At 64.7% G+C, this 24,724-nt stretch carries 23 protein-coding genes; 10 read left to right on the top strand and 13 right to left on the bottom strand.

Going from position 1 to position 24,724, the window contains the following annotated elements:
- Positions 1–10 precede the first annotated feature (10 nt).
- Positions 11–883 (bottom strand): UTP--glucose-1-phosphate uridylyltransferase GalU, encoded by an 873-nt coding sequence (galU, locus tag C8J40_RS15025; RefSeq protein WP_132897701.1) that lies wholly within the window; start codon positions 881–883, stop codon positions 11–13.
- Positions 884–1,028: 145 nt separating this feature from the next.
- Between galU and wecB the strand changes: the two genes are divergently transcribed.
- Both wecB and wecC read left to right on the top strand, forming a co-directional pair.
- The gene (wecB, locus tag C8J40_RS15020) at positions 1,029–2,216 is read left to right on the top strand and encodes a UDP-N-acetylglucosamine 2-epimerase (non-hydrolyzing) (protein ID WP_207901244.1); all 1,188 of its coding nucleotides are present in this window, start codon (positions 1,029–1,031) and stop codon (positions 2,214–2,216) included.
- Positions 2,200–3,510 carry a UDP-N-acetyl-D-mannosamine dehydrogenase gene (gene wecC / locus C8J40_RS15015; protein ID WP_132897699.1) on the top strand — a complete coding sequence of 437 codons (1,311 nt, stop codon included), beginning with the start codon at positions 2,200–2,202 and terminating at the stop codon, positions 3,508–3,510. Before wecB ends, wecC begins: the two co-directional genes overlap by 17 nt.
- On the opposite strand, the gene C8J40_RS15010 is transcribed toward wecC, so the two are convergent.
- Positions 3,467–4,459, bottom strand: coding sequence for a M48 family metallopeptidase (locus tag C8J40_RS15010; RefSeq protein ID WP_165911469.1), 993 nt, complete (start codon positions 4,457–4,459; stop codon positions 3,467–3,469). The genes wecC and C8J40_RS15010 overlap by 44 nt on opposite strands.
- 99 nt (positions 4,460–4,558) lie before the next feature.
- On the opposite strand from C8J40_RS15010, the gene C8J40_RS15005 reads away from it, so the two are divergent.
- From C8J40_RS15005 to C8J40_RS14995, 3 genes are all read left to right on the top strand, one after another.
- Positions 4,559–5,407: a metallophosphoesterase family protein gene (locus tag C8J40_RS15005; protein ID WP_347342871.1), complete on the top strand. Its 849-nt coding sequence runs from the start codon at positions 4,559–4,561 to the stop codon at positions 5,405–5,407.
- Between the two features lie 219 nt (positions 5,408–5,626).
- On the top strand, positions 5,627–5,860 hold the full coding sequence (locus C8J40_RS15000; RefSeq protein WP_207901243.1) for a hypothetical protein: 234 nt from the start codon (positions 5,627–5,629) through the stop codon (positions 5,858–5,860).
- A 150-nt stretch (positions 5,861–6,010) separates the two neighbouring features.
- Positions 6,011–6,436 (top strand): HIRAN domain-containing protein, encoded by a 426-nt coding sequence (locus tag C8J40_RS14995; protein ID WP_132897697.1) that lies wholly within the window; start codon positions 6,011–6,013, stop codon positions 6,434–6,436.
- A 132-nt stretch (positions 6,437–6,568) separates the two neighbouring features.
- Here the strand turns inward: C8J40_RS14995 and C8J40_RS14990 are convergent, their stop codons facing one another.
- Positions 6,569–7,327, bottom strand: coding sequence for a molybdopterin-binding protein (locus C8J40_RS14990; RefSeq protein WP_132897696.1), 759 nt, complete (start codon positions 7,325–7,327; stop codon positions 6,569–6,571).
- A gap of 51 nt (positions 7,328–7,378) precedes the next feature.
- Here C8J40_RS14990 and map point away from each other — a divergent pair, with 51 nt between their 5' ends.
- Complete coding sequence (gene map / locus C8J40_RS14985) at positions 7,379–8,206, top strand: type I methionyl aminopeptidase (protein WP_132897695.1); 828 nt, start codon at positions 7,379–7,381, stop codon at positions 8,204–8,206.
- A 2-nt stretch (positions 8,207–8,208) separates the two neighbouring features.
- Here map and C8J40_RS14980 read toward each other — a convergent pair whose 3' ends face one another.
- On the bottom strand, positions 8,209–8,607 hold the full coding sequence (locus C8J40_RS14980; protein ID WP_132897694.1) for a DUF1842 domain-containing protein: 399 nt from the start codon (positions 8,605–8,607) through the stop codon (positions 8,209–8,211).
- Between the two features lie 198 nt (positions 8,608–8,805).
- Between C8J40_RS14980 and purL the strand changes: the two genes are divergently transcribed.
- The 4 genes from purL (at position 8,806) to bfr (ending at position 14,147) form a co-directional block, all read left to right on the top strand.
- Entirely contained in the window at positions 8,806–11,034 is a 2,229-nt protein-coding gene (gene purL / locus C8J40_RS14975) for a phosphoribosylformylglycinamidine synthase subunit PurL (protein WP_132897693.1), read from the top strand.
- 992 nt (positions 11,035–12,026) lie between these two features.
- A complete protein-coding gene (locus C8J40_RS14970; protein ID WP_165911468.1) occupies positions 12,027–13,277 on the top strand; it encodes a DUF418 domain-containing protein in 1,251 nt (416 codons plus the stop codon).
- 81 nt (positions 13,278–13,358) lie between these two features.
- Positions 13,359–13,529 (top strand): (2Fe-2S)-binding protein, encoded by a 171-nt coding sequence (locus tag C8J40_RS20785; protein ID WP_082441433.1) that lies wholly within the window; start codon positions 13,359–13,361, stop codon positions 13,527–13,529.
- Positions 13,530–13,631: 102 nt separating this feature from the next.
- Positions 13,632–14,147, top strand: a complete 516-nt coding sequence (bfr, locus tag C8J40_RS14960; protein ID WP_132897691.1) for a bacterioferritin — start codon at positions 13,632–13,634, stop codon at positions 14,145–14,147.
- A 176-nt stretch (positions 14,148–14,323) separates the two neighbouring features.
- On the opposite strand, the gene C8J40_RS14955 is transcribed toward bfr, so the two are convergent.
- The 9 genes from C8J40_RS14955 to C8J40_RS14915 all read right to left on the bottom strand — a co-directional run bounded on the left by C8J40_RS14955 (position 14,324) and on the right by C8J40_RS14915 (position 24,649).
- Positions 14,324–14,743 (bottom strand): Hpt domain-containing protein, encoded by a 420-nt coding sequence (locus C8J40_RS14955; RefSeq protein WP_243643343.1) that lies wholly within the window; start codon positions 14,741–14,743, stop codon positions 14,324–14,326.
- A gap of 104 nt (positions 14,744–14,847) precedes the next feature.
- The gene (locus tag C8J40_RS14950) at positions 14,848–15,066 is read right to left on the bottom strand and encodes a sulfurtransferase TusA family protein (protein ID WP_132897690.1); all 219 of its coding nucleotides are present in this window, start codon (positions 15,064–15,066) and stop codon (positions 14,848–14,850) included.
- Between the two features lie 8 nt (positions 15,067–15,074).
- Entirely contained in the window at positions 15,075–16,463 is a 1,389-nt protein-coding gene (gene der, locus C8J40_RS14945; RefSeq protein WP_132897689.1) for a ribosome biogenesis GTPase Der, read from the bottom strand.
- 72 nt (positions 16,464–16,535) lie between these two features.
- Positions 16,536–17,858 carry a PQQ-binding-like beta-propeller repeat protein gene (locus C8J40_RS14940; RefSeq protein ID WP_132739109.1) on the bottom strand — a complete coding sequence of 441 codons (1,323 nt, stop codon included), beginning with the start codon at positions 17,856–17,858 and terminating at the stop codon, positions 16,536–16,538.
- Positions 17,855–18,592 (bottom strand): tetratricopeptide repeat protein, encoded by a 738-nt coding sequence (locus tag C8J40_RS14935; RefSeq protein ID WP_132897688.1) that lies wholly within the window; start codon positions 18,590–18,592, stop codon positions 17,855–17,857. Before C8J40_RS14935 ends, C8J40_RS14940 begins: the two co-directional genes overlap by 4 nt.
- A gap of 71 nt (positions 18,593–18,663) precedes the next feature.
- Entirely contained in the window at positions 18,664–19,524 is an 861-nt protein-coding gene (gene panB / locus C8J40_RS14930; RefSeq protein WP_132739115.1) for a 3-methyl-2-oxobutanoate hydroxymethyltransferase, read from the bottom strand.
- A 56-nt stretch (positions 19,525–19,580) separates the two neighbouring features.
- The gene (locus C8J40_RS14925; RefSeq protein ID WP_132897687.1) at positions 19,581–20,015 is read right to left on the bottom strand and encodes a hypothetical protein; all 435 of its coding nucleotides are present in this window, start codon (positions 20,013–20,015) and stop codon (positions 19,581–19,583) included.
- Between the two features lie 283 nt (positions 20,016–20,298).
- Complete coding sequence (locus C8J40_RS14920; RefSeq protein ID WP_132897686.1) at positions 20,299–22,728, bottom strand: TonB-dependent receptor; 2,430 nt, start codon at positions 22,726–22,728, stop codon at positions 20,299–20,301.
- A 286-nt stretch (positions 22,729–23,014) separates the two neighbouring features.
- The gene (locus C8J40_RS14915; protein ID WP_132897685.1) at positions 23,015–24,649 is read right to left on the bottom strand and encodes a CTP synthase; all 1,635 of its coding nucleotides are present in this window, start codon (positions 24,647–24,649) and stop codon (positions 23,015–23,017) included.
- Between the last annotated feature and the right edge of the window lie 75 nt (positions 24,650–24,724).

The following is a 24,724-nucleotide window of genomic DNA, read 5'->3' as shown; positions in this document are numbered from 1 at the left end:
ATCGGCTCGATCAGTTCGCTAGCAAACGCTCGGCAAACGCACGAACACCCGGACCGATATCGTCGCGCGACAACGCGATCGCCAGATTGGCCTGGATATACCCGCCCTTGTCGCCGCAATCGTAGCGCTGGCCATCGAAGGTGAAGCCGTGGAACGGCTGGTTGCCGATCAGCTGCGCCATCGCATCGGTCAGCTGGATCTCGCCACCCGCACCCTTTTCCTGTGTCTCCAGGATCCGCATCACCTCCGGCTGGAGGATGTAGCGGCCGGGAATCATCAGGTTCGACGGCGCGGTGCCCTGCTTGGGCTTCTCGACCAGCGCGGTGACTTCGGTCAGTCGGCCGTCGATCGCGCCCGGCGAGATGATGCCGTATTTGTCGGTTTCCGAATCAGGCACTTCGAGCGCACCGATGACGTTGCCGCCGACCTTATTATACGCCTCGACCATCTGCTTCATGAAGCCGGGCTTGCCGACCATGAGTTCGTCGGGGAGCAGCACCGCAAATGGCTCGTCACCGACGATATCGCGCGCACACCATACCGCATGACCGAGACCAAGCGGCTCCTGCTGGCGGACATAGACCGGCGAACCCGGCTTCATCCGGATATGGCTGATCGCATCGAGCGACTTGCCGCGCGCGCGCATCGTATCCTCAAGCTCGTACGAAATATCGAAATGATCTTCGAGCGCACCCTTGCCGCGGCCGGTCACGAAGATGATCTGCTCGATCCCCGCCTCAAGCGCTTCCTCTACCGCATATTGAATCAGCGGCTTGTCGACGACGGTCAGCATTTCCTTCGGCATCGCCTTCGTGGCGGGCAAAAAGCGGGTGCCAAGTCCAGCCACCGGAAATACAGCCTTGCGCAGTGGCTTTATAGTCATTCTGAACTCCAGGATTATAGTCGGATCGGCAATCTTTCCGGCGTGTTTATCGGTCGTTACGGATCAGTGCAAATCGGGCTGACCAATCGATCAAACGTCACGGCCGGTTAGCGCGTCATTAAACGCGATGCGCTACGAAGGTTCCATGTCCAAAATTCTCGTCATATTCGGCACGCGTCCCGAAGCGATCAAACTCTTCCCGGTTATCCGTGCCTTGGCTGAAGACCAGAGCCTGTCGGTGCGCACCTGCGTCACGGCGCAGCATCGCGGGTTGCTTGATCAGGTGTTGGCGATCGCCGATCTCGCGCCCGATATCGACCTCGATCTGATGGAGCCCGGCCAGTCGCTCGATCGCCTGACCGCGCGGCTGCTGACGGGGATCGGCGAGGTGATGGACGCTGAACGACCCGACCTCGTCATCGTCCAGGGCGACACGGCCACCGCGATGACCGGTGCGCTTGCCGCCTATTACCGCAAGGTCCCGGTCGCGCATGTCGAGGCCGGCTTGCGCTCAGGCGATATCTACCACCCCTGGCCAGAGGAAGTGAACCGCCGGATCGTCGCACCGATCGCCGCGCTGCATCTCGCACCGACCGAGACGTCGGCCGAGGCGTTGCGCCGCGAGACGATCGCGCCCGACACGATCCACGTCACCGGCAACACCGTGATCGACGCGCTGCACTGGACCAGCGCCAAGGTCGCCGCCGACCCATCGCTCGCCGCCGGGCTGGACGCGATTGCCGCACGCTTTGTGGGAAAGCGGATCGTCCTGGTGACGACGCACCGCCGCGAGAATTTCGGTGACGGGATGGCGGCGATCGCCCGCGCGATCGGACGGATCGCGGAACGCGACGACGTCGCCGTTCTCTTCCCGGTCCACCCCAACCCCAACGTCGTTTCGGTGATGGACGAAATTCTCGGCGATCGCGCGAACGTCGCCCGGATCGAGCCGCTCGATTACCCGCATTTCGTCCGGGCGCTCGGCATGGCCGACATCGTGCTGACCGATTCGGGCGGCGTACAGGAAGAGGCGCCCGCGCTGGGCAAACCGGTGCTGGTGATGCGCGAGACGACCGAACGGCCCGAAGGCGTCGCCGCCGGCACGGCACGTCTGATCGGAACCGACGAGACGCGAATCGTTGCCGAAATCTTCACGCTGCTCGACGATAAGGCCGCGTATGCGACGATGGCGCGGGCGCACAACCCGTTCGGCGACGGCCACGCCGCCGCGCGTATCGCCGCCATCGTCACGAACTTCATCGCGCCCGGGATCGTTCCCGGAGACGCATCCGAGATCGCAAAGGGACAGGACACGCATGCTGACCGAGACTGAACTCACCGTCGTCGTCATGGGCCTGGGCTATATCGGGCTCCCGACTGCTGCGGTGATCGCGCGCACCGGCGCGCGCGTACTCGGCGTCGACGTAACCGAATCGGTGGTCGAGACGATCAACTCGGGGCGCGTGCACATCGAGGAGGTCGATCTCGATGGACTCGTCTCCGGCGTCGTTGCGCGGGGAACGCTGCGCGCCTCGACGACGATCGAACCCGCGGACGTGTTCGTCATCGCAGTACCAACGCCGTTCGACGACGATCATGCACCCGACATCGGCTATGTCCTGAATGCCGCGACGACGATCGCCGGCGTGCTGAAACCGGGTGACACGATCATCCTCGAATCGACCTCGCCGGTCGGCACCACCGAACAGGTCCGCGATCTGCTGGCGACGTTGCGTCCCGACATCCGCGTTCCCGGCCGCGCCGGCGAACAGGCCGACATCGCGATTGCCTATTGCCCCGAGCGGGTCCTGCCCGGCCGCATCCTGGTCGAATTGATCGACAATGATCGCGTCATCGGCGGGATTACGCCTCGCTGCGCGCGCAAAGCTCTCACCTTCTACCGGCGCTTCGTCCGTGGCGCGTGCGTCACCACCACCGCACGGGCGGCCGAAATGACGAAGTTGACGGAGAATGCGTTTCGCGACGTCAACATCGCCTTCGCCAACGAATTGTCACTGATCGCCGACACGATGGGGGTCGATGTGTGGGAGGTGATCCGTCTCGCCAATCGCCATCCGCGCGTGAACATCCTTCAGCCGGGGCCGGGCGTCGGCGGGCATTGCATCGCGGTCGATCCCTGGTTCCTCGTCCACGCCGCCCCCGACCAGACCCCGCTGATCCGGACCGCACGCGAGGTAAACGATGGCAAGACCGACCACGTCATCGCGCAGGTGGCGGCATTGGTAGAATCTATGCCCGGCGCGCCGGTGGCGTGCCTCGGCCTCGCCTTCAAAGCGAACATCGACGATTTCCGAGAAAGCCCTGCGCTGAAAGTCGCGCAAGCCGTCGCGGACGCCTTTGGCGACCGCGTCCGGATCGTCGAGCCCTATGCCAGGACCCTGCCCGCAGCGCTTGCCGGTACCGGTGCGACCTTGATCGACGTCGATACCGCGATCGAAACCTGCCCGATCATGGTCGTGCTGGTCGATCACGACGTCTTCAAATCGATTCCGCTCGAGGAGCGCGCCGACAAGGCGGTGCTCGACACGCGCGGGATCTGGCCCGACCAGCCGCGATCGATCGTCAGCGCAACGGCACGTCCCGCGTCGCGACGACCGGCGGGATGATCGGCCGGACCGGGTTGGCCGCGATCGCCTGCGCGACGGCTTCGAGCGCGTTGGCGCGCGCCTTGGACGAGGCATGCGTACGGCTGCGGAAAAGTCCGCCATCGACCGCGCTCCCCTTGTCCCGCCAGAATTTCGGCGCGGACATCGGGTCGAACCCGGCATTGGCAAGCAGATAAATTCCGAGCAAGTCGGCCTGATCCTCGGTTTCGCGGATCAGGCGGCCATTGCGACCAAGCTCTGCCAGCAATCCGCGATTGATCTTCGCGGCGTCGAGCCGACTGCGGTGGCGCAGGATGTTGTGCGCGAGTTCGTGCGAGACGACGACCGCGATCTCGGCATCGGTATAGCCTTCGAAGAAGCGCTCGCCGATCTGGACCACCGAACCGTCTGCGCTGGCATCGAGACCGCTGCCGAGCAGAATCTCGAAGCGCGATCGACAGCCTACGACCGGAGTCACCGCGATCGCGCGACGCTGCCCCTCGCGCAGCACGGTCAGGCGCAGGGGCTGCCGCAGCGGAGCCTCAGTGATCGCCGCCTCGGCGCGATCCCGAGCCGCGGCATTCTCCGGCGCGTTCGCGGCCGGTAGTCCGGGCAGCGCAGTCTCGCCGATCGCGACCAGCGAATCGTTCGCGGCGATACCTGCACGATCCGCCGGCGCACCCGCCACCACCGCCTCGACGCCGATCAGCGATTCGAATCCAAAGACCGCCGTCGCGGTCGCGCGTGCCGCCGGGGCATATTGGCTAAGCGCATGAATCGGCATGCCGATCTGTGGCTGTAGCCTGTCGCAAAGCGGCGCATTGGCCGTCGTCAGGCGATAGGCGATCGTCGCCAGGCGGAGATCCGCAACCCGCAACGCATCAAAAAATGCAGGTGCGAGAGGGGGCTCCTTGGCAGGCGCCGCCGCGGTCAGCAGGAGAAGCGGCATCAGCCGGGTGATGAGGGTCATGATCGGGCAATAGCCGCGTTCGCCCGACACGTCATGCCTCCACCCTATGATGGCCAACGGGTCGGCGTGCGTGTGTTGCGACCCGACGCGTTACCCCGTATGCGCGGCGCTTTCCTCGGTATTGCCGTTCGATACCGTCCTCCACACATTGTCGGCATCATGATTTCCAAGCTTTTCAAGTCACGTACCGCCGCAAAAGCCCCCACATCCTTTGTGCCCGAAGGGCAGCGGATCTATGCCGTTGGCGACATTCATGGCTGCGTCGATCTGCTCGACGAACTGATTGCGCTGATCGATACGGACGAGGCGCAACGCGGGCCCGCCGATACAACGCTGATCTTCCTCGGTGACATCGTCGATCGTGGTCCGGCGTCCGCGGCCGTGATTGAGCGCTTGCGCGGCTTGGCCGAAACCCGCGGGACGGTGCGGTTTCTGCTCGGAAATCACGAGGAAATCTTTCTCGGTGCGCTCGACGGCGAACCCAAGGCGCTGCGCCTGTTTTGCCGGATCGGCGGACGCGAGACCATATTGAGCTACGGCATGGACGCCGCCGAATATGAACGGCTGGATTATGAAGAGCTCGTCCAGCGCCTCGGCGACCTGGTCCCCCCGGCGCATCGCGACTTCATGAGCGCGTTCGAGGACATGATCGTGATCGGCGACTACGCGTTCGTGCACGCTGGCGTGCGCCCCGACGCGCCGCTGGATCGGCAACGGTCTTCCGATCTCCGATGGATCCGCGATCCGTTTCTCGATCACCGAAACAAGCTCGAGAAGATCATCGTTCATGGTCATACGATGACGGACGAGGTCGACTATCGGAACCATCGGATCGGGGTCGATACAGGCGCGTACGCGTCCGGCAAGCTGACCGCACTGGGTTTGGAGGGCGGCGAAACGTGGCAGGTGCAGACGACGGGGTCGCGTGCCCCCGATGCGACGTCCTAGATTCTGGCGAAGCGCCTGCCGTTTTGGCGGGAATTTACGGTAACGAGGGCGATACGCCCCTTTCTCCGGCCTTCGGCAACGGCTATGCACCCCGGAAGGCAGATGCATGTTGCACTGCCGCAACAGTGCGGAACACTTCGGTTTCGTGCCAGTTACCGCGGTTGCCTTGGGGTTGGTTTCGTGCCAATTGCGGGGCGACGAGCACAAAGGGAGTTCATCATGCGTCTTGGGAAGTACATCCTGACCGCAGCAGCAGCCACGATGGCAGTTGCTCCGGCCATGGCAGCACCGGCAAGCCTGTCGGTTTCGAAGTCGGTTCGTTCGGGTTCGGTTTCGGCTGACAAGAACGAGCTGGCAGGCGGCGGCGTTATCGTCGCAATCCTGGCAGCGGCAGCAGTCGTAGCCGGGATCGTCATCGTTGCAGACAACGACGACAACTCGGACAGCAACTAAGTCTAACGACTTCGTTGAAGGAAATAGCGGTCTTCGGGCCGCTATTTTTTTGTCTGCGGTTCATCGCCGCCTGACGATTTACGATACCGCGCTGTACATCCAGGCTGGGCGCGCCAAGGCGTCATGCATCGAGGTTGGGAGATTCGCGGGATGGACGAACTGACGCTCGGCGTGGTCGGTATCGACTTCCCCAACACGGATCGCAGCAAGAGCAACCGGCGGATGGAGTTGCTGCTCTGCGCCCCCGGCGAGCCGGTCGAGTTGCGCTGCGAACCGAAGAACCCGCACGACGCCAACGCGGTCGCGGTGTTCAGCCTGCGCGGTATCCAGATGGGCTATCTCTCCGCCGAACGCGCGCCGCTGATCGGGCGCCGCATCCAGCAGGAGGAGCATGTCGTCGTATTCCAGGCGCTGGTCGGCAGCATGGGCTATGTCCGCATCCGCTTCGGCGGCGGTGCGCCGACGCTACCGGATCTTGTGGAAGGAGAATTGGCGGCCCGGTCGCGTAGCCGCGCCGCGCCCGTCGATCCGGACGCGTTCTATCCCGACCCCGAAGGCCCGGAGTGGGGGGCGTGAACTCCTGATCCTCCCCCCGCGGAGATATCTGGTACTTGCCGGACGGAGGAGGCACACAACAGAGGTCGTCGCCCCCTCCCCCTCAGTCGCTACGCGCCACCGCCCCCTGGCGGGGGAGGGTCACCAATCGCCTTAAATCCCCTGTGCAGTAACCACCCGCCCGGTCGCTTCGAGATCGCGCGTCAGGTCGGCGAGGCAGCGGTCAACCAGCGCCTCGTCCGAACTCCGCACGACGAAGTTCGCGCCGGTCTTGCCGTCGCGGAAGAAGGGGTAGCTCCCGATCGCGACGCCTTCGTGAGTCTTCTCGGCATCGCGCAGGATGTCAGCGACCTCGCTCTCGGCCACCCAGCAACCGATCGTCTTCGACACCACCGGGCGCCCGCCCTCCAGCGTCCCCGTCAGTGCGTCGAGCATCCCAGCCGTAATGTGCGGCACGCCCGCCATGATGAAGATGTTGCCGATCTTGATCCCCGGCGCGCCCGACACCTTGTTGTCGATCAGGTCCGCGCCGACCGGCACCCGCGCCATCCTCGCGCGCGCTTCGGTCAGCCCGCCGCGCGTCGCGTAATATTCCTCCAGCACCGCCATCGCGCGCGGATGATGCTCGACCGCGACGCCCAGCGCCTCGGCGATCGCGTCCACGGTGATGTCGTCGTGAGTCGGCCCGATCCCGCCGGTCGTGAACAGGTAATCGTTGCGGGCGCGCAAGATGTTGACCGCCTCGACGATCGCCTCGGTCTTGTCGGCTACCACGCGCACTTCAACGAGGCGGATGCCCTGCACGTTGAGCCAGGCCGCGATCTGCGCGACGTTCTTGTCCTGCGTGCGGCCCGACAGGATCTCGTCACCAATGATCGTCAGCGCGGCCGTCCAGATGCGTTCCTCTACCATGCCCCTCGCATAGCCTCGCAAAAGCGCGCCCGCCACGCTATATCGCGCGACATGACCGAATATGTAACCGTCACCTCGGACCAGCCCGACGCGCGCACCGGCGCCATCAAGCTCCATGGCCCCGCCGCCTTCGAAGGCATGATGAAGGCGGGCAGGCTCGCCGCCGAGACGCTCGACATGATCGTGCCGCACATGGTGCCGGGCGTGACGACCGCCGAGATAGACCGGTTGATCTACGACTTCATTATTGCAGGCGGCGGCGTGCCCGCGACGCTCGGCTATCGCGGCTATACGCACAGCGTCTGCATCTCGATCAACCATGTCGTCTGCCACGGCATCCCGAGCGAGAAGACGCTGAAATCGGGCGATATCGTCAACGTCGACGTCACGCCTTTGCTCGACGGCTGGCACGGCGACACGAGCCGGATGTACCTGATCGGCGACGTGCCCATCAAGGCGCGCCGCCTCGTCGAAGTCACCTACGAATGCCTGATGATCGGCATCGAGCATGCCAAGCCCGGCAACCGCATGGGCGACGTCGCCAACGCGATCCAGCGTCACGCCGAGAAGCACCGCTACGGCGTGGTGCGCGATTTCTGCGGCCACGGCGTCGGCCGGCTGTTCCACGACGCCCCCGAAGTCGTCCATGTCGGCAAGCCCGGCACCGGCCCCGAGCTTCGCCCCGGCATGATCTTCACGATCGAGCCGATGATCAACATCGGTCGCCCCGACGTGAAGCTGCTCGACGATGGCTGGACGGCAGTCACGCGCGATCGCTCGCTGTCGGCGCAGTTCGAGCATTCGATCGGCATCACGGAAGACGGCTGCGAGATCTTCACGCTGAGCCCGAAGGGGTACACGCAGCCGCCTTACGTATAGGATCAGCCGGTGGAGACGTTCTTCACCGTGCAGTCGGTGATGACGTGACCGTTATATTCGAACGATCCCTTGCCGTTCCAGTCCTTGGCCACTGCCAGCGCCACGCTGAAGTGCGCAAGATAAGAGCCGATCGCTGGTGGCGGTACCGACACGATATACTGCCCGGTCAGGTGCACGAGCAGGGTGTCCTGCCCGAACCCGGTGTGAAGGATCGCACCGGTAACATACGGGATTATCGTCGTTCCATAGGGTGGCGGTAATGCCTGCTTGATCTGCGCCGAGCCGGAGACTTGCCCGGTCACGGCATTCACACCCAGATCGAGATGAAGCGTTGGCGCACCGGCAAACCCGCCATGCTTAACGTCCAGCTTTACTATATAATATCCGACTGCCTCGGTCATGAATATTTCCTTCTGAGGATCTATGCTGATCCGCTATTGGAGTTCCACATACGAAGACTGTCGAGTCCAGCGGGATTGGGTCCGAATCGAACCGGCCGAAACCGCCGGCGTCCGTCCGACACCGTCATGCGCGACACCGCCATACGAATCTGACGTACAAAGGGTGACGCGGACCGTCCGCGCCGCTATCTGCGCCCCATGACCGAGATCACACCGCAGATCGTCGCCGACCACGGCCTGTCCCCCGAAGAATATGAGCGCGTCCTGCGCGCCATCGGCCGCGAGCCGAACATGGTCGAGCTCGGCATCTTCTCGGTCATGTGGTCCGAGCATTGCAGCTACAAATCCAGCAAGATCCACCTGATGAAGCTGCCCACCAAGGGTCCGCGCGTCATCTGCGGCCCGGGCGAGAACGCCGGCGTCGTCGATATCGGCGACAACCAGGCGGCGATCTTCAAGATGGAGAGCCACAACCACCCGTCCTATATCGAGCCGTACCAGGGTGCTGCGACCGGCGTCGGGGGCATCCTGCGCGACGTCTTCACGATGGGCGCGCGACCGATCGCCAACCTCAACGCACTGCGCTTCGGCCGGCCCGATCATCCCAAGATGCGCCACCTGATCTCGGGCGTGGTCCACGGCATCGGCGGCTACGGGAATTGCGTCGGCGTCCCGACCGTCGGCGGCGAGGTCAATTTCCACAGCGCGTATGACGGCAACATCCTGGTCAATGCGATGACCGTCGGGATCGCCGACCAGGACAAGATCTTCTATTCGGCCGCGAGCGGAATCGGCAATCCGATCGTCTATGTCGGCAGCAAGACCGGCCGCGACGGCATCCACGGCGCGACGATGGCCTCGGCCGATTTCGGCGAGGATTCGGACGCCAAGCGCCCGACCGTGCAGGTCGGCGATCCGTTCACCGAGAAGCTGCTGATCGAAGCCTGCCTCGAACTCATGGCGACCGATGTCATCGTCGCGATCCAAGACATGGGCGCCGCGGGCCTTACATCTTCGGCCGTGGAAATGGCGTCGAAGGGCGGCGTCGGCATCGAGCTGACGATGGACGACGTGCCGCAGCGCGAGACCGGCATGACGCCGTACGAAATGATGCTCTCGGAATCGCAGGAGCGCATGCTCATGGTCCTCAAGCCCGGCCGCGAAGCCGAGGCCGAGGCGATCTTCAAAAAATGGGAGCTCGATTTCGCGGTGATCGGCCGCGTCACCGACACCGGCCGGATGGTGCTGACGTTCAAGGGCGAGACGGTCTGTGACATCCCGCTCGGGCCGCTCGCCGACGAGGCGCCGTTGTACGACCGACCGCACGTGCCGACGCCAAAGCCCGCGCCGCTCGAAAACGCGCCGCACAGCAACGACATCGCCGCCGACCTGCTCACGCTGATGGGCTCGCCGGACGTCGCCTCGCGCCGCTGGATCTGGGAGCAATACGATCACATGGTCGGTGCCGACACCGTCCAGCGCCCCGGTGGCGACGCCGCGGTCGTCCGCGTCCACGGCACGCAGAAGGCGCTGGCGATGACCACCGACTGCACGCCACGCTATTGCTTCGCCGATCCCGTCGAGGGCGGCAAGCAGGCGGTCGCCGAAGCGTGGCGCAACCTGACCGCGGTCGGCGCGCTGCCGCTGGCCGTCACCAACTGCCTCAACTTCGCCAACCCGCAGCGCCCCGAGATCATGGGGCAAATCGTCGGCTGCCTCGAAGGCATGAGCGACGCGTGCATCGCGCTCGACTTCCCGATCGTGTCGGGCAACGTCTCGCTCTACAATGAGTCGAAGGCGACCGGCGGCGGCTCGGCTATCCTGCCGACTCCGGCGATCGGCGCGATTGGGTTGCTCGCCGACTGGCAGAAGAATGCGACGATCGCGTTCAAGGGCTCGGGCGACATCATCCTCGCGGTCGGCACGCGTGGGGGGCATCTCGGCCAGTCGCTCTGGCTGCGCGAGTGCCATGGCCGCGAACAGCTCGATGCCGGTCCGCCGCCGCCGGTCGATCTCGCTGCAGAGCGCCGCGTCGGCGATCTGATCCGCGAGGCGATCGCGCTGGGCCAGCTTACCGCGGTCCATGACGTGTCCGACGGCGGCATCGCGGTGACGCTTGCCGAGATGGCGCTGGCGGGCGGGATCGGCGCGATGATCGACCGCAAGCAGCCGTTCGACTGCGCGCGCTCGTTCTTTGCCGAGGACCAGGGCGTCTACATCGTGACGGTCGAGGACCATTCGCTGCTCGACTTCCTCGGTGCGGCGCATGCGGCCGACGTCGAGGCCGAGCCGCTAGGGCGCACCGGCGGCAAGCGCCTGATCTTCGAACGCCCCGACCGTGACGACGTCATCGCGCTGGATGCGTTGCGGACGGCGCACGAGGGGTTCTTCCCGAAGCTGATGGGGGTTGATGCGGCGCTGGCGTGAACCATTGCCGCGGTGGGTAATTGAGAGAGCGCCCCATCCCACCGCAAAGTTACCACCCCGGCGGAGGCCGGGGCCCAATTGGGAAGGCAGCGGTAACGAAGCGCCGCCCCCAGCCACCACCGTCCCCCGATTGGGCCCCGGCCTCCGCCGGGGTGGTCGGCTTTTGGGTCAAGGAAACAGCCTCGAACCATAGCATGTGTCCCCGCGAAGGCGGGGACCCAGTCTGGGCTTCCGCCTTCGCGGGAGAACAAGGCAGTGAGAGGTGTTGTCCAGAGGTGTCGTCCGATCGCGCTTCTGCCTGCTGTCGATGGCGCGCTAAACCTCGGTAAGTATTGTTGCTGCCGGTCCGTTCTCTGCCCGCGTTATCCCAGGCCGTCACGATAGCCTTCACCCGACATCCGTCGCTCGTCACTAAACCCAAGTCGCTCCCCACCCGAGCTCCGTCACCCATTCCTGCCCCCCGCCCCGTCATCCCAGCGAAAGCTGGAATTTCCCCATTTCGGGTCGTAGCACGCGCCAACGGGGATACCCCAGCTTTCGCTGGGGTGACGGTTGGTGCGGGCCAGAGCTGGGTCAGAGTCCCGAATACGGATACGGATACGGATACGAGTACCGGTTCGGATACGAATGCGGGTTAGACGGCGACGAACAATTACCGGCGTGTACGTATCGCCAGGGTTATCCTGTCACGATAGGCCCAGTACAGCGACGCTAGCATCCGCCCGTCGCACGGGCTGTCCTACGTCACCCCAATGTGCCAGCGTCGGACTGATGATCGAAGCAGTCCTCCCCTCCCGCACGAACCTCGTGCGTCTGCGAATGCCATGTACCCGCGAAGCGTCGAAAGAGGGCGACACTGCCCACTTGATCCGCCGCGCCTCCGCCACGTCAAGGCGCCACTACGCCGCATCCCAGCCGCCAAGACGCGCCTGCGAAACACTCCGAGAAATGCTGTGCGAGCATCTATACTTCCTACACTTCACTTTTCCCGCATGACCCCCGCCCCCACCAGGATCGCCACGCTCGACCTCATTCGCGGCTTCGCCGTCATGGGCATCCTCGCCGCCAACATCGCCGCATTCGGCTTCCCCGAATTCGCCTACATGACCCCCGCCTCGATGGGCCGGCCGAGCACGCCCGACCTCTTCGCCTGGGTCACCACCTTCATCGTCATCGACGGCAAGATGCGCGGGCTGTTCTCGTTCCTGTTCGGCGCGTCGATGCTGCTGGTGCTCGACCGCGCGGAGGGGAATGGCGACGACCCGGTCACGGTACATTTCACGCGAATGGCGTGGCTGTTCGTGTTCGGCATCGCGCATCTCTACCTGCTGTGGTGGGGCGATATCCTCGCACATTATGCGCTCGTCGGCGCGATCGCGTTCATGTTTGCACGGTTGCCGGTGCGGTGGCTGATCGCCGTCGGGCTGGCCTGCATCGCGTTTCAGATGGTCGAGCTGACGACATTGGTCGCCTATACGTTCGACCTCCATGCCTCCGCGCACAGACCGGGAGCAACCGCGCGGGTGATCGCGAACTGGCAATCTTTGGCCGAGCAATTCGGCCAGCCCTCGGCCGCGTCGGTTACGCGCGAGCTTGCGATCGGGCGCGGCGGATGGCGCGATCTACTCGCGTGGCGCTGGGCGCACGCGGTCGGGCCGATCACATCGCTCATGGTCAATGGCCCGGAGACGCTCGGGTTCATGCTGTTCGGCATGGCCGGACTGCGATCGGGGTTCCTGACCGGCCTATGGTCGCGACGCCACTATACCGTGATCGCTGTCGCCGGGATCGGAATGGGCTGGCTTGGCTATACGGCGATCGCTGCGTTCGACGTCGCTCACGGCTTCGACGCACGCTATGTCGGGCTCTCGTGGCTGGCGCTCGCAACCCCGCTCAGGCCGCCGACGATCATGGGCTATGCGGCCGCGATCATCCTGCTCGCGCGGCCGAGCGGATGGCTGACCACGCGCATCTCGGCAGCCGGTCGGATGGCGTTCTCCAACTATCTCGGCACGACGCTGATCTGCACGACGCTGTTCTACGGCTACGGACTGGGCCTGTATGGCGACCTTTCCCGCGCGCAGCTCTATCTGGTGGTCGTGCCGATCTGGCTGCTGATGCTCCTCTGGTCGAAGCCTTGGCTTGATCGCTTCCGCTATGGTCCACTCGAATGGCTCTGGCGCAGCCTCGCCCGTTTTGCGTGGCAGCCGATGCGCGGGTCTGCTTTCGCGACGAGCCGATGATGCTTGTTGCGAACGCGACGCAATTTAGCTTGCGACCGTTTCGCAATAGCTATACTCGGGTCGCAGAGCGAGGGAGCATTCATGGTCGTCTGCGTTTGCAATGCCATACGAGAATCCGATGTCCGCAACTGCGCACGCGGCGGATGCACGACGCCCTGCCAGGCGTTCCGTTCGATGGGTCGGAAACCCAAATGTGGCCAGTGCACCTCGATCGCGCGAGCGATTATCGACGAGGAACGCGCTGCTGCATAAGCGTCGCAACAGCTAAGAAACCGCAGAAATCCGCCATTTCTTGGGTTGCGGTTACGGTACGGCCAGCGCTACATGTCCTTCAGAGGTGACGGAGATATGGCCATGCGCGGCGACCCCCAAGTAATCGACTATCTGAACGAGGCGCTCAAGAACGAGCTGACCGCGGTCAACCAATATTGGCTCCATTACCGGATGCTCGAGCATTGGGGAGTCTACAAGCTCGCCCAGTATGAGCGGATGGAATCGATCGACGAGATGAAGCACGCCGACTGGCTGTCGGAGCGCATCCTGTTTCTCGATGGCCTGCCGAACTTCCAGCTGCTCGGCCGCCTCCGCATCGGCGAGACCGTCGAGGAGGTCCTGAAGTCGGATCTCGCGCTCGAAGTCGAGGCTACCGTCCAGCTCAAGGGTGCGATCTCGTACTGCGAAGAGGTCAAGGATTACATCAGCCGCGACCTGTTCGCGCGCATCCTCGCCAGCGAGGAAGAGCATGTCGACACGCTTGAGCGCCAGTTCGAGATGATCGCGCGGATGGGGATCCACAACTACATCCAGCTGAACTCGATCTCGGAGCATGACTCGCCCAAGGCGGGCGCGGCGCCTTATCTGAAGGCGTGAGCTGCGGTCGATGCCGGTGATCCGGTATCGCCTGCAGGACTTCATCCTCCCCCGCCAGGGGGAGGTGGCGCCTTAGGCGACGGAGGGGGAGGACACGGAGCAGCGGTTTCGCCTGCCTCCCCCTCCGTCTGGCAAGCGCCAGCCACCTCCCCCTGGCGGAGGAGGATTGATTTCTTTTAGTCTCCGCCGAACCCGGTCGGGATCGCGCGACGACCGAACCCACCACCGACGACAGGCTTGCGCGCGACGATCGGGTTGGCTTCGCGCTCCAGCAACGTCAGCGTTTCGCCAAACAGCGGGCGCAGGCGAACAATATGCTCCAGCGCCTCCTCAGGCGTATCCTGCAGCTCCACGCAATCGCGCGCGATCGTCTCGATCGCCTCGGCGAGATCCGCCAGCGGCTCGGCGCCGAACTGTCGCGCTTCGCCCTTGAGCGTGTGCGCCGGGATCACCATCGCCGCGGCATTCAGCGCGCGCATCGCCGCCTCGATCGCCGCAACCGACTTCACGCCATCCTCGCGGAAATAGCCCAGGATACGGACAAATCCCGCACCCAGTTCACTTCGGGCTTGCGAATACGCCGGCCAGTTGATCAAGGTGCTTCCTTCGAACGACACTGTCGCCTTCTCCCGTTGAGCAGTAGCGCCATCAAGATTTAAATCGCATCTTACCCGTTTCAGGTAAACACACTGTTGTCATACTACCGACAAGTTACGACAAAGGTCCGGTAAAATTCGTCCAAAATGATCTTTACCGTCGCGCCGGCCGCGTCGGCGACGGCGGCGAGTTCGGTCGGTGCTTGCGGATCGTCCGCCAAGACCTCGACCCGCCGCGCACCATCACGCAACGCGCGGGCGAGCCGCAGCGCCGGCCAGGGACAGCGCATGCCCCTGGCATCGATACAGACCACGCCGGACATCGCGCAGCCTAGTTGCCGCCGCCGCCCTTGCCGTTGTCGTCATACGGATTCTTAGGCGCACGGAACATCAATCGGACGGGCACCGCGCCGAAGCCAAGATCCTTGCGCATCGAATTGACCAGATAGCGTTCGTAGCTCGCGGGTAGCTGATCGACGCGCGTGCCGAAGATGACGAAGCTGGGTGGACGCGTCTTGACCTGCGTGACGTAGCGCATCTTGATCCGCTTGCCGCCGGGCGCCGGCGGCGGGGTCGCCTCGATCGCGCGCTCGAACCAGCGGTTGAGCTCGCCGGTGCCGACGCGCTTCGACCAGGCGTCGCGGGTGTCGAAACAGGCTTGCAGCAACTGGTCGATGCCCTTGCCGGTCGCGCCCGACACGGTCATCACGGTGACACCCTTCACCTGACTCAGGCCGTCTTCGAGCGCGCGCTTCACGCCGTTGAACAGCGATGATGCGCTCTCGGCAACGTCCCATTTGTTGAGCGCGATGACGAGTGCGCGGCCCTCCTGCAGCACCTTGTCGGCGATGCGGAGATCCTGCGCCTCGAGGCCGAGCGTCGCGTCGAGCAGCAGCACGACGACCTCGGCGAAGTCGACCGCGTGGAGCGCGTCCTCGACCGACATCTTCTCGAGCTTGTCCTGCACCTTGGCACGTTTGCGCATGCCGGCGGTGTCGATCAGCCGCACTTTGCGTGCTTCGCCACCGGTCGGATGCCAGTCGTAGTCGACGCTGATCGAATCGCGCGTAATGCCGGCTTCGGGGCCGGTGATCATGCGGTCTTCGCCAAGGATACGGTTAACGAGCGTCGACTTGCCTGCGTTCGGGCGGCCGACGATCGCGAGCTTCAGCGGGCCCTCATATTCATTGTCGGGCTGTTCCTCGGGCGGCTCTTCCTTGCCTTCGAGCAGCGGGAGCAGGCCTTCGAACAGGTCGCCCATGCCTTCGCCGTGCTCGGCCGACAGCTGGACGGGGTCGCCGAAGCCGAGTGCGAGCGATTCGAGGATGCCGTCTTCGCCGGCGCGGCCTTCGGCCTTGTTGGCGACGAGGAGGACGGGAACATCGGCAGTGCGCAGCCAGCGCGCGATCTCTTCGTCCAAGGGCACGATCCCAGCGCGGGCGTCGAACAGGAACAGCGCTACGTCAGCCTGCGCGACGGCGGCCTCGGTCTGCTGGCGCATCCGGCCGGGCAGAGTCTGCGCGTCGTGGTCTTCGTAGCCGGCGGTGTCGATGATGCGGAATTCGAGACCGATCAGAGACGCGTCGCCTTCGCGGCGATCACGCGTAACGCCGGGCCGGTCGTCGACCAGCGCGAGCTTCTTGCCGACGAGGCGGTTGAACAGAGTCGACTTGCCGACATTTGGGCGGCCGACGATCGCGACCACGGGGAGTTTGGACATGAGGGTGGCCTTAGCGCGTGTCGCGGCAAAGGTCACCTAGTCCCTCTCCCCGCCGGGGAGAGGGACTCGGCGTCACCTATACGCGGTGACCTTGCCCTTCTGGTCGAGCGTGTAGAGCGTCGAGTTCGCAACGATCGGCGGCAGCGAGAACGGCGTTTTCGTCTCGATCGTCGAGCTTACCGTGCCATCGGTCGGCGAGACGAAATTGATCTCGCCGCGCGAGTTGGTGAGGACCAGACGGTTGCCTGCCAGGATCGGGCCGAACCACGTGATCGCGTTGCTGCGCTTCTTCTCGTTCTGGAAGCGCTTCAGCTGCGCGATCCAGCGCGCCTTGCCGTTCGAGCGCGACAGGCAGACCAGGCGCGCATCGTCGGTGACAACGAACAGCCACTCGCCTGCGATCCACGGCGTAGAGATGCCCGCGAAGTTCTGCTCCCACAGACGCTGGCCGGTCGACAGTTCGAGCGCGACCATGCGGCCACCCTGCCCGACCGCATAGACGCGGCCGCCGTCGATCACCGGTGCGGCGTCGATGTCCGACAGGCTCGACACCGAGGTGGTGACCGAGGTGCGCGAGAGTGCATCCTGCCAGAGGATACGACCATTCTCGTAGCGATAGGCGCTGAGCTCGCCGCTCGAGAAGCCGGCGACCACGGTGCCCTGGCTGACCGCGGGGGCTGCGACGCCGAACACGCCCTGTGTTTCGAGCGTGCCCGACTGGACCCACTGAACCTTGCCGTCGGCCTGGTTGAGCGAGAAGACCTGGTTGTCCTGCGTCAGGACGTACACCGCGCCATTGGCGACGGTCGGCGAACCACGCAGCGGCGCGCCGGGCTTGGCGCGCCACAGGATCGCGCCATCGGCCGCGTTCATAGCAACGACGTCACCGACGCCGTCGGTCGCGTAGAGCTTGCCGTCGTCATAGCTGACGCCGCCGCCGAACCGTGCCGAGCGGTTGATCTTGCCCTCGGTGATCCCCGCGCTCCACAGTGCCGCGCCGGTATCGGCGGTGAACGCGTGGATCGTCGCGGTGACGTCGGTCACGAACAGCTTGCCGTCGGCGACGACCGGCGCCGCGCCGAGACGCTCGCGGTTCGAGCCGCCGTCGATTCCGGACTGCCAGAGGCGCTTGGGCTGATCGGCGAGCGCAAGCTGGCCCATCGACTTGGCGGGGTTGCCGCCGGGCTGCGCCCAGGCGTCGTTGACCGCGGGCGCGGGCAGCAGGACCTGGACGTCGGCGATCGTCTTGTCGGTCTCGACCTCGTTTTCCGAGACGAGGATCGAGACGCGGTCGCCGAGCGTCGGCGTCTTCTTGACGCTACCCTTGAAGATCCCGCAACCGCTGAGCGCCACCAGCGCGGCGACGGCGACCGTCACCCGATATGTCTTCATCATTGCGCCTTGGTATCCTCGTTTGATGCAGCCGGAGTGATCACCCTGGCCGTAGCTCCAGTGGCAACAGCATCCACGCCCAGTACGCCGGCCATCTGAACCGCACGTTGACGAATTGTCTCGGGCACGCCGGTATCGCGCGCGATCTGGCCGAACAGCGTGCCTGCCTGCTGGCGCTGGTTCATGCGGAGATACGCGATCGCGACCATCTCGCCGGCACTGCCCAGCCACGGACCACCGGGGACGGCGAGCGGACGGAGACGCTCGACGACGACCTGCGGCTTCAACGTATCGAACTCGGCCGAGGTCTGGCGAACGAGAGCCAGATCGCGGAAAGGCTTGGCCAGCGACGTGTCCGCGGCGATCGTGCCGAGCTTGGCGGCGGCGCCCTTCAGGTCGTCCTTCTGGAGCAGCACGTCGGCCTGCGTGAACAGCGCGAGCGCGCGGTAGCCATCGCGGTTCGACTTGGCGAGTTCCGCGAGCGGCTTCGACGCAGCGGCGGCGTTGTTCGCACCGAGCGAATCGTACGCAGCCTGGAGTTGCTCACCCTCGACGCCGGCAGCCTCGCCATTGTGATGCTGCCAGTAGAGGAAGCCAGCAAACGCGGCGAGCGCGGCGACGACGCCGATCGCGACCCATTTGCCCCACGTCGTCCAGAATCCGGCGAGTTGGTCGCGTCGGAGTTCTTCGTCGACCTCGCGCAAAAATGCTTCATCGGTTTTCGGCGGGAGGGCCAAGGACAGCTCCGGAATATTTGGGGGATGGACGGCGCGGACCTTAGCCGCGCCGGGACCGAAACGGAAGCGGATCAATCCTTGGGGGCGTAGACCTGCTCGGGCCCTGGGAATACGCGGCCGCGGACGTCCTCGGCATAGGTCTGCGCGGCGGTCGAGATCGTATCGGCGACATCGGCGAAGCGCTTCACGAACTTGGCGGTACGGTCGAACATGCCGAGCATATCCTCCGTCACCAGCACCTGGCCGTCGCACTGCGCCGATGCGCCGATCCCGATCGTCGGGCAGGCAACGGTGTTGGTAATCTCGATCGCTATCGGCTCGACCACGCCTTCGATCACCAGCGAGAACGCGCCCGCGTCGGCGATGCTCTGCGCGTCGGCGACGATCTTGGCGGCTTCCTCGGGCGTGCGACCGCGCGCGCCGTAGCCGCCGAGCACGTTGACCGCCTGCGGGGTGAGGCCGACATGGCCGACCACGGGGATGCCACGCTCGGTGAGAAATTTGACGGTCGGCGCCATCGCGGTGCCGCCCTCAAGCTTCACCGCCGCCGCGCCGGTCTGTTTGAGCAACCACGCTGCGCTCTCGAACGCCTTTTCGGGCGACGCCTCATAGCTGCCGAACGGCATGTCGATCACGACGACCGCGTGATAGCTGCCGCGCACCACCGCTGCGCCGTGCGCCGCCATCATCTCCAGCGTGACGGGCACGGTCGACGGCAGGCCGTAGATCACCTGCCCCAGGCTGTCGCCGACCAGCAGCATGTCGCAGTGCGGATCAAGCAGTTGTGCCGTGCGAACCGTGTAGGCGGTGAGCATGACGAGCGGCGTCTTGCCCTTCTGACGGCGGATCGCGGGGATCGTCAGGCGCTTGAGCGGGGCCGGCGTCGGGTTCGCGCGACTCGTCGCGGTGTCGAGGGTGTAGGTCGTGGACATGCGCGCGTTCTAGCGTGCGACCCTGGGCTCGCCCAGTCTTCGCAGCCTTGCCCGGTTCAAACCGCCCAACCCTTGTGCCGGGCATGGCCGACGAGCCAGAGCGTGAACGCGGCAATACCGATAATCACCAAGGGAAAACCGAGCGTCTCGCTGGCACCCTTTTGCGCGACGATATCGGTCGAGGCGAATAGCCAGCCGAACTGCACGATCGTAGCGCCGAGCGATGCGATCAGGAACGGGCGGGCGCTGGCACGGCGCATGAACAACAGCACGGCGCCGATCAGCCCGGCCAGTACCGCGGCGGCGAACAGCGGATCGTACCAGTTCGGCAACGCCGCGTAGAGCGCCCGGTCATAGGCACTCGCCCTGCCCATCGCATCAGCGCCGAGTCGCACCTGTTGCAGGCACATGAAACAGCCGACGAGCCCCCAAGCAACGAGGGCGCCCGTGGTCAGCCGAAACCACAAGGGCCCCTGTCGTACGAAGAACATGCCGCCACCCTCGTTAGTCCGGCTTGATTAGCCTGAGCCTATTGCTTTGGATCAACAGACTGCGCTTCGCAGGGGCTGCGCGCAAGGGGATGGCGTCGGACGCGCATCGATGCAGCTTGAGGACGTCGATTGCTCCGAACCGGAGAGACATCGGGAGCTTCCGACTGCGATGTCTCTCCGGGCCGTATCCCGCCGTATAAGACGTCAAACCTGAACGCGCAGTGACGATCGGGGGTGACGATCAGGAGGTGACGTTCAGGGGGTGACGACCCGGACGTAACGATCAGAACGATCGCGAGACGGTCAGGCCATAGGTGCGCGGATCGCCGGGTTGGCCGACGACGAGGCCGGTGCTGCCGGACTGCAGCGCAAGCACCTCGTAATATTTCTCGTCGAACGCGTTGCGAAGCCAGCCGAACACGTTCCAGCTGTCCTTCGCCTTGAATCCGAGGCGGAAGTTGCTGAGCGCGTAGCCGTTGATATCGGTGTAAGCCGAGCGCGACGGATTGGACGAGAAGGTCGACCGGTAACTGCCGTCATAGCCAAGATACACCTGGCCATCGAGACCGCCGAGCGTTGCCGGCAGGTCGTATTCCGCCCCGTACGAGAACGCCCATTTCGATACGCCGGGCAGGCGCTGACCGGAGATGTCGCAATTTTGCGGGCTGATGCCGCCGGCCGTACCGGGTGCGCTCGGCGTCTGGCCGGCGGTCGCGGTGGTGCCACCGGACAGTTCGGGCGGGCATGGGGCATCGACGAACTTCACGTATTTCGCGTCGGTATACGCCCCGTTCGCGTAGAAACTGAACCGGTCGGTGGGACGGAACGCCGAATCGAATTCGAGACCGCGGGTCCGAACCTTGCCGGCATTGGCGAGATAGCCGCGCAGTACGCCGAGCTGGCCGTTGGTAACGGTCGCCTGGTAATCGCTGATTTCGGTCCAGAACCCCGCGAGGTTCAGGGTGACCCGGCGGTCCAGGAACTGAGTCTTGAGCCCCAATTCGAAGTGGTTCACCTTTTCGGGCTTCACCGTAGCGGCCGACAGGATCGGGTTGTTGCTGCCGTCTAGCGGCAAGCCCGACAGGTTGATGCCGCCCGACTTGTAGCTGCGCGCATAGGTCGCATAGGCGTGGATGTCAGACGTCACGGTGTAGGCGGCCGTGATATCCCCAGAGAGGTTCCAGTTGTCGAAATCGGGCTGATAGCTCTGCGGCGCGAGCACCCCGCGCTGATCCGCGGTCAGCGCCGTGCCCGTGCCATTGGTGACGACCGAGACATAGTCGCCCTTCTTCTTGTCGTAGTTCAAGCGCAGGCCCGGTGCGATCTGGAACCGGTCGCTGACGTTCCAGGTGAGCTTCCCGAACAGCGCAGCGCTGGTGTTGGTGAAGCCGATCGTATTGCGCGAGGTCAGCCCGTTCAGCGTCGCCGGATTCTTGCCGCCCGCGCTCGTTGGGTTGAGCAGGAACGCACTTGCCGCCGGGCCCTGCACCTGAAGCCCTTGGGTATCGATCGTCTGGTAGAAATAGAACGCGCCGAGCACGTAATCGAGCGTGTGCTTGCCGTTCGAGGCGATCCTCAGCTCTTGGCTATACTGGGTCTGCTGCGACGGATTGGCGGAGACGGTGGTGATCGGCAGGCCGATGAAGTCGCGATCGTTCGACGGATCCCAGTTCCAGAACCGCCATGCGCTGACCGAGGTGATCGTCGACGCGCCGAGATCCAGATTGCCGAGCAGCGATACGCCGCCCAGTTCCTGCTTCGCACGCAACGGCGTATCGACATCGGTCACCCGGTCGAACGCGTTGGTGGACGGCACGACATAGCCCTGCGCGGCCGCGAGCGCGGCATATTGGCGGTTGAGCGGCCGCTGCGTCGCGCCGGTGCGCGCGTAATATTGCACGCAGCAATTCGGGTTCTGCTGGCCGTAGTCGCCCGACAGAGCGAGATCGAGATTGTCGGTCGGCTTCCAGTAGAGCTGCCCGCGGACGCTCTTGTTGTCCTGTGCGTTCAGATCCTTGCCGGTCACGACGTTGTGGATCGTGCCGTCGCGCTCGGTCACCGACGCCGACAGCCGGATCGCGAGTTTGTCGGGGATGAGGGGCCCTGACACCGAGGCCTTAGCCTGGATGAACTGGTAGTTGCCGGTGGTGAGTTCGATCCGCGCCTCGGGCGTGAAGCTGGGCTTGCGCGTGGTGATGTTGATCGCGCCGGCGGTGGTGTTCTTGCCGTAGAGTGTGCCTTGCGGTCCGCGGAGGACTTCGATCCGCTCGGTATCGGTGAAGTCGAACGTCGCCGACGCGATCCGGCTGTAATACACTTGGTCGACATAGATGCCGACGCCCTGCTCGATCCCGTCGTTGGTCAGGCCGAACGGCGCGCCGAGGCCGCGGATATTGGCGGCGGAGTTGCGCGGATTGGTAGAGTAGAATTGCAGCGTCGGCTGGAGCTGTGTCAGGCGGCTGACATTGTACGCGCCGGTCTCGGCCAGCGCGGTACCGCCGATGACGGACATCGCGATGGGGACGGTCTGGATGGTCTCGGCGCGGCGGCGTGCGGTGACGACGACGTCCCCGCCTCCGCCCTGCTGCTGGTTACCGAGACGGCCGTTGGCTTGCGGGTCAGCCTGCGCGCCAGCAGGCGTCGGCGGCGCGACGGGCGGCGTTGATACGGTAGCGGCCTGACCGGCAAGCAACAGCGCAAGCGTAAGAGACATGAATGTTTTCCCCTGAACCTCGCCGCGCAAAGTCTAGTAATTCAGGGGATATTCAATGCGAGCTTGTCTTGGAGCGGAGAAAGCGCGGCTTCGTGGCGCTCGTTGGTAAGGACGAAGAGCTCAAGCGTACGATCGCCACCATCCGCGAACGGCACCCGCCGCCCTGTTTCCCCGCGAAGGCGGGGATCCAGCCTGGGCTCCCGCCTTCGCGGGAGAACAAGGAGGCGTTGGCAGGTATCTCTATGAGAACGACATCTCCCTCTCCTTTTGGAGAGGGAGATGTGACTCAGACCAGGCGGCTCTGCTTGACGGCGGCTTCGATGAAGCTGGCGAACAGGGGATGCGGGTCGAAGGGCTTGCTCTTCAGTTCCGGGTGGAACTGGACGCCGACGAACCACGGGTGGTCGGGGCGTTCGACGATCTCGGGGAGCGTGCCGTCCGGGGACATGCCCGAGAAGACGAGCCCGCCCTGTTCGAGCGCTTCCTTGTACCCGGTGTTGACCTCGTAGCGGTGGCGATGACGCTCCGAAATCTCGGTGCCGCCATAGATCGAGGCCACGACGCTGTTGCCGGTGAGCTTCGCGTCATACGCGCCGAGCCGCATCGTGCCGCCCATGTCGCCCTCGGCTGCACGCGTTTCGAGGCCTTCGCGGCCCATCCATTCGGTGATCATGCCGACCACCGGTTCGTCGGTCGGGCCGAACTCGGTCGACGAGGCATTGGCGATGCCGGCGAGATGGCGCGCGCCTTCTACGCACGCCATCTGCATGCCGAAGCAGATCCCGAAATACGGGATCTTCCGCTCGCGCGCGAATTTTACGGACGCGATCTTGCCCTCTGCGCCACGCTCGCCGAACGCGCCGGGGACGAGGATCGCGTCGCACGGCTCGAGCTGGCCGGCGATGTCGCTCTCGGCATTCTCGAACAGTTCGGCGTCGATCCAACGGACGTTGACCTTCACGCGATTCGCGATGCCGCCGTGGACCAAAGCCTCGTTGAGCGACTTGTACGCGTCCTGAAGCCCGACATATTTGCCGACTACGCCGATCGTGACCTCCCCTTGAGGATTCGTCAGTCGGTCCATGATCTCGGTCCAGCGCGACAGGTCGGGCGCTTCGGCGGGTTCAATTCCGAACGCGCGGAGCACTTCGATGTCGAGGCCTTCGCCGTGATACTGGAGCGGCACCGCGTAGATGCTCTTCGCGTCGAGCGCGGGGATGACCGCGCTGGCGGGGACGTTGCAGAACAGCGCGATCTTGGCGCGCTCTGACGGCGGCAACGGGTGTTCGCAGCGGCAGACGAGGACGTCCGGTTGGACGCCGAGCGCGGCGAGTTCGCGGACCGAATGCTGGGTCGGCTTGGTCTTCAGTTCGCCGGCGGCGGCGATGTACGGGACCAGCGTCACGTGGATGCTGATCGCGTTGCCGCGGCCTTCCTCGTTCTTGAGCTGGCGAATCGCCTCGATGAACGGCAGCGATTCTATATCGCCGACGGTGCCGCCGATCTCGCAGAGGATGAAGTCGATGCCGTCGGTCTCGGCGCGGGCGAACGCCTTGATCGCGTCGGTGACGTGCGGGATGACCTGCACGGTGGCGCCGAGATAATCGCCGCGACGCTCACGCGTGATGATCTGCTGATAGATGCGGCCCGAGGTGACGTTGTCCGACTGGCGCGAGGGAACGCCGGTGAAGCGCTCGTAATGGCCGAGATCGAGATCGGTCTCGGCGCCGTCGTCAGTGACGTACACCTCGCCGTGCTGATACGGCGACATCGTGCCGGGATCGACGTTCAGATACGGATCGAACTTCCGAATCCTGACGGTATACCCGCGCGCCTGGAGGAGAGCGGCAAGCGATGCCGCCATGAGACCTTTACCGAGCGACGAAACCACGCCCCCGGTGATGAAAATGTACCGAGCCATGGGAAGAGTCTCGTAGCGTGTGTTGGGGACGAACGACAAGAGCCCCGCGGATCACGCAGGGGCCTTTTATCGGCG

It is taken from the genome of Sphingomonas sp. PP-CC-3A-396 (genome assembly GCF_004343105.1).
Taxonomy (GTDB): Bacteria; Pseudomonadota; Alphaproteobacteria; order Sphingomonadales; family Sphingomonadaceae; genus Sphingomonas.
Note: the sequence above shows the minus strand (reverse complement) of the source record. Positions and strands in the feature narration are given on the sequence as shown.

What these genes read in the sequence shown, in the direction of transcription:
- C8J40_RS15000 (WP_207901243.1), top strand. Translation starts at nt 5,627, where the DNA reads ATGCGTCTTGGGAAGTACATCCTGACCGCAGCAGCAGCCACGATGGCA.
- galU (WP_132897701.1), bottom strand. Translation starts at nt 883, where the DNA reads ATGACTATAAAGCCACTGCGCAAGGCTGTATTTCCGGTGGCTGGACTT.
- C8J40_RS14995 (WP_132897697.1), top strand. Translation starts at nt 6,011, where the DNA reads ATGGACGAACTGACGCTCGGCGTGGTCGGTATCGACTTCCCCAACACG.
- C8J40_RS14990 (WP_132897696.1), bottom strand. Translation starts at nt 7,327, where the DNA reads ATGGTAGAGGAACGCATCTGGACGGCCGCGCTGACGATCATTGGTGAC.
- C8J40_RS14970 (WP_165911468.1), top strand. Translation starts at nt 12,027, where the DNA reads ATGACCCCCGCCCCCACCAGGATCGCCACGCTCGACCTCATTCGCGGC.
- C8J40_RS14915 (WP_132897685.1), bottom strand. Translation starts at nt 24,649, where the DNA reads ATGGCTCGGTACATTTTCATCACCGGGGGCGTGGTTTCGTCGCTCGGT.
- C8J40_RS14950 (WP_132897690.1), bottom strand. Translation starts at nt 15,066, where the DNA reads ATGTCCGGCGTGGTCTGTATCGATGCCAGGGGCATGCGCTGTCCCTGG.
- C8J40_RS14980 (WP_132897694.1), bottom strand. Translation starts at nt 8,607, where the DNA reads ATGACCGAGGCAGTCGGATATTATATAGTAAAGCTGGACGTTAAGCAT.
- C8J40_RS14925 (WP_132897687.1), bottom strand. Translation starts at nt 20,015, where the DNA reads ATGTTCTTCGTACGACAGGGGCCCTTGTGGTTTCGGCTGACCACGGGC.
- C8J40_RS14920 (WP_132897686.1), bottom strand. Translation starts at nt 22,728, where the DNA reads ATGTCTCTTACGCTTGCGCTGTTGCTTGCCGGTCAGGCCGCTACCGTA.
- wecC (WP_132897699.1), top strand. Translation starts at nt 2,200, where the DNA reads ATGCTGACCGAGACTGAACTCACCGTCGTCGTCATGGGCCTGGGCTAT.
- C8J40_RS14940 (WP_132739109.1), bottom strand. Translation starts at nt 17,858, where the DNA reads ATGATGAAGACATATCGGGTGACGGTCGCCGTCGCCGCGCTGGTGGCG.
- der (WP_132897689.1), bottom strand. Translation starts at nt 16,463, where the DNA reads ATGTCCAAACTCCCCGTGGTCGCGATCGTCGGCCGCCCAAATGTCGGC.
- C8J40_RS15010 (WP_165911469.1), bottom strand. Translation starts at nt 4,459, where the DNA reads ATGACCCTCATCACCCGGCTGATGCCGCTTCTCCTGCTGACCGCGGCG.
- purL (WP_132897693.1), top strand. Translation starts at nt 8,806, where the DNA reads ATGACCGAGATCACACCGCAGATCGTCGCCGACCACGGCCTGTCCCCC.
- C8J40_RS15005 (WP_347342871.1), top strand. Translation starts at nt 4,559, where the DNA reads ATGCGCGGCGCTTTCCTCGGTATTGCCGTTCGATACCGTCCTCCACAC.
- bfr (WP_132897691.1), top strand. Translation starts at nt 13,632, where the DNA reads ATGCGCGGCGACCCCCAAGTAATCGACTATCTGAACGAGGCGCTCAAG.
- map (WP_132897695.1), top strand. Translation starts at nt 7,379, where the DNA reads ATGACCGAATATGTAACCGTCACCTCGGACCAGCCCGACGCGCGCACC.
- C8J40_RS20785 (WP_082441433.1), top strand. Translation starts at nt 13,359, where the DNA reads ATGGTCGTCTGCGTTTGCAATGCCATACGAGAATCCGATGTCCGCAAC.
- panB (WP_132739115.1), bottom strand. Translation starts at nt 19,524, where the DNA reads ATGTCCACGACCTACACCCTCGACACCGCGACGAGTCGCGCGAACCCG.
- wecB (WP_207901244.1), top strand. Translation starts at nt 1,029, where the DNA reads ATGTCCAAAATTCTCGTCATATTCGGCACGCGTCCCGAAGCGATCAAA.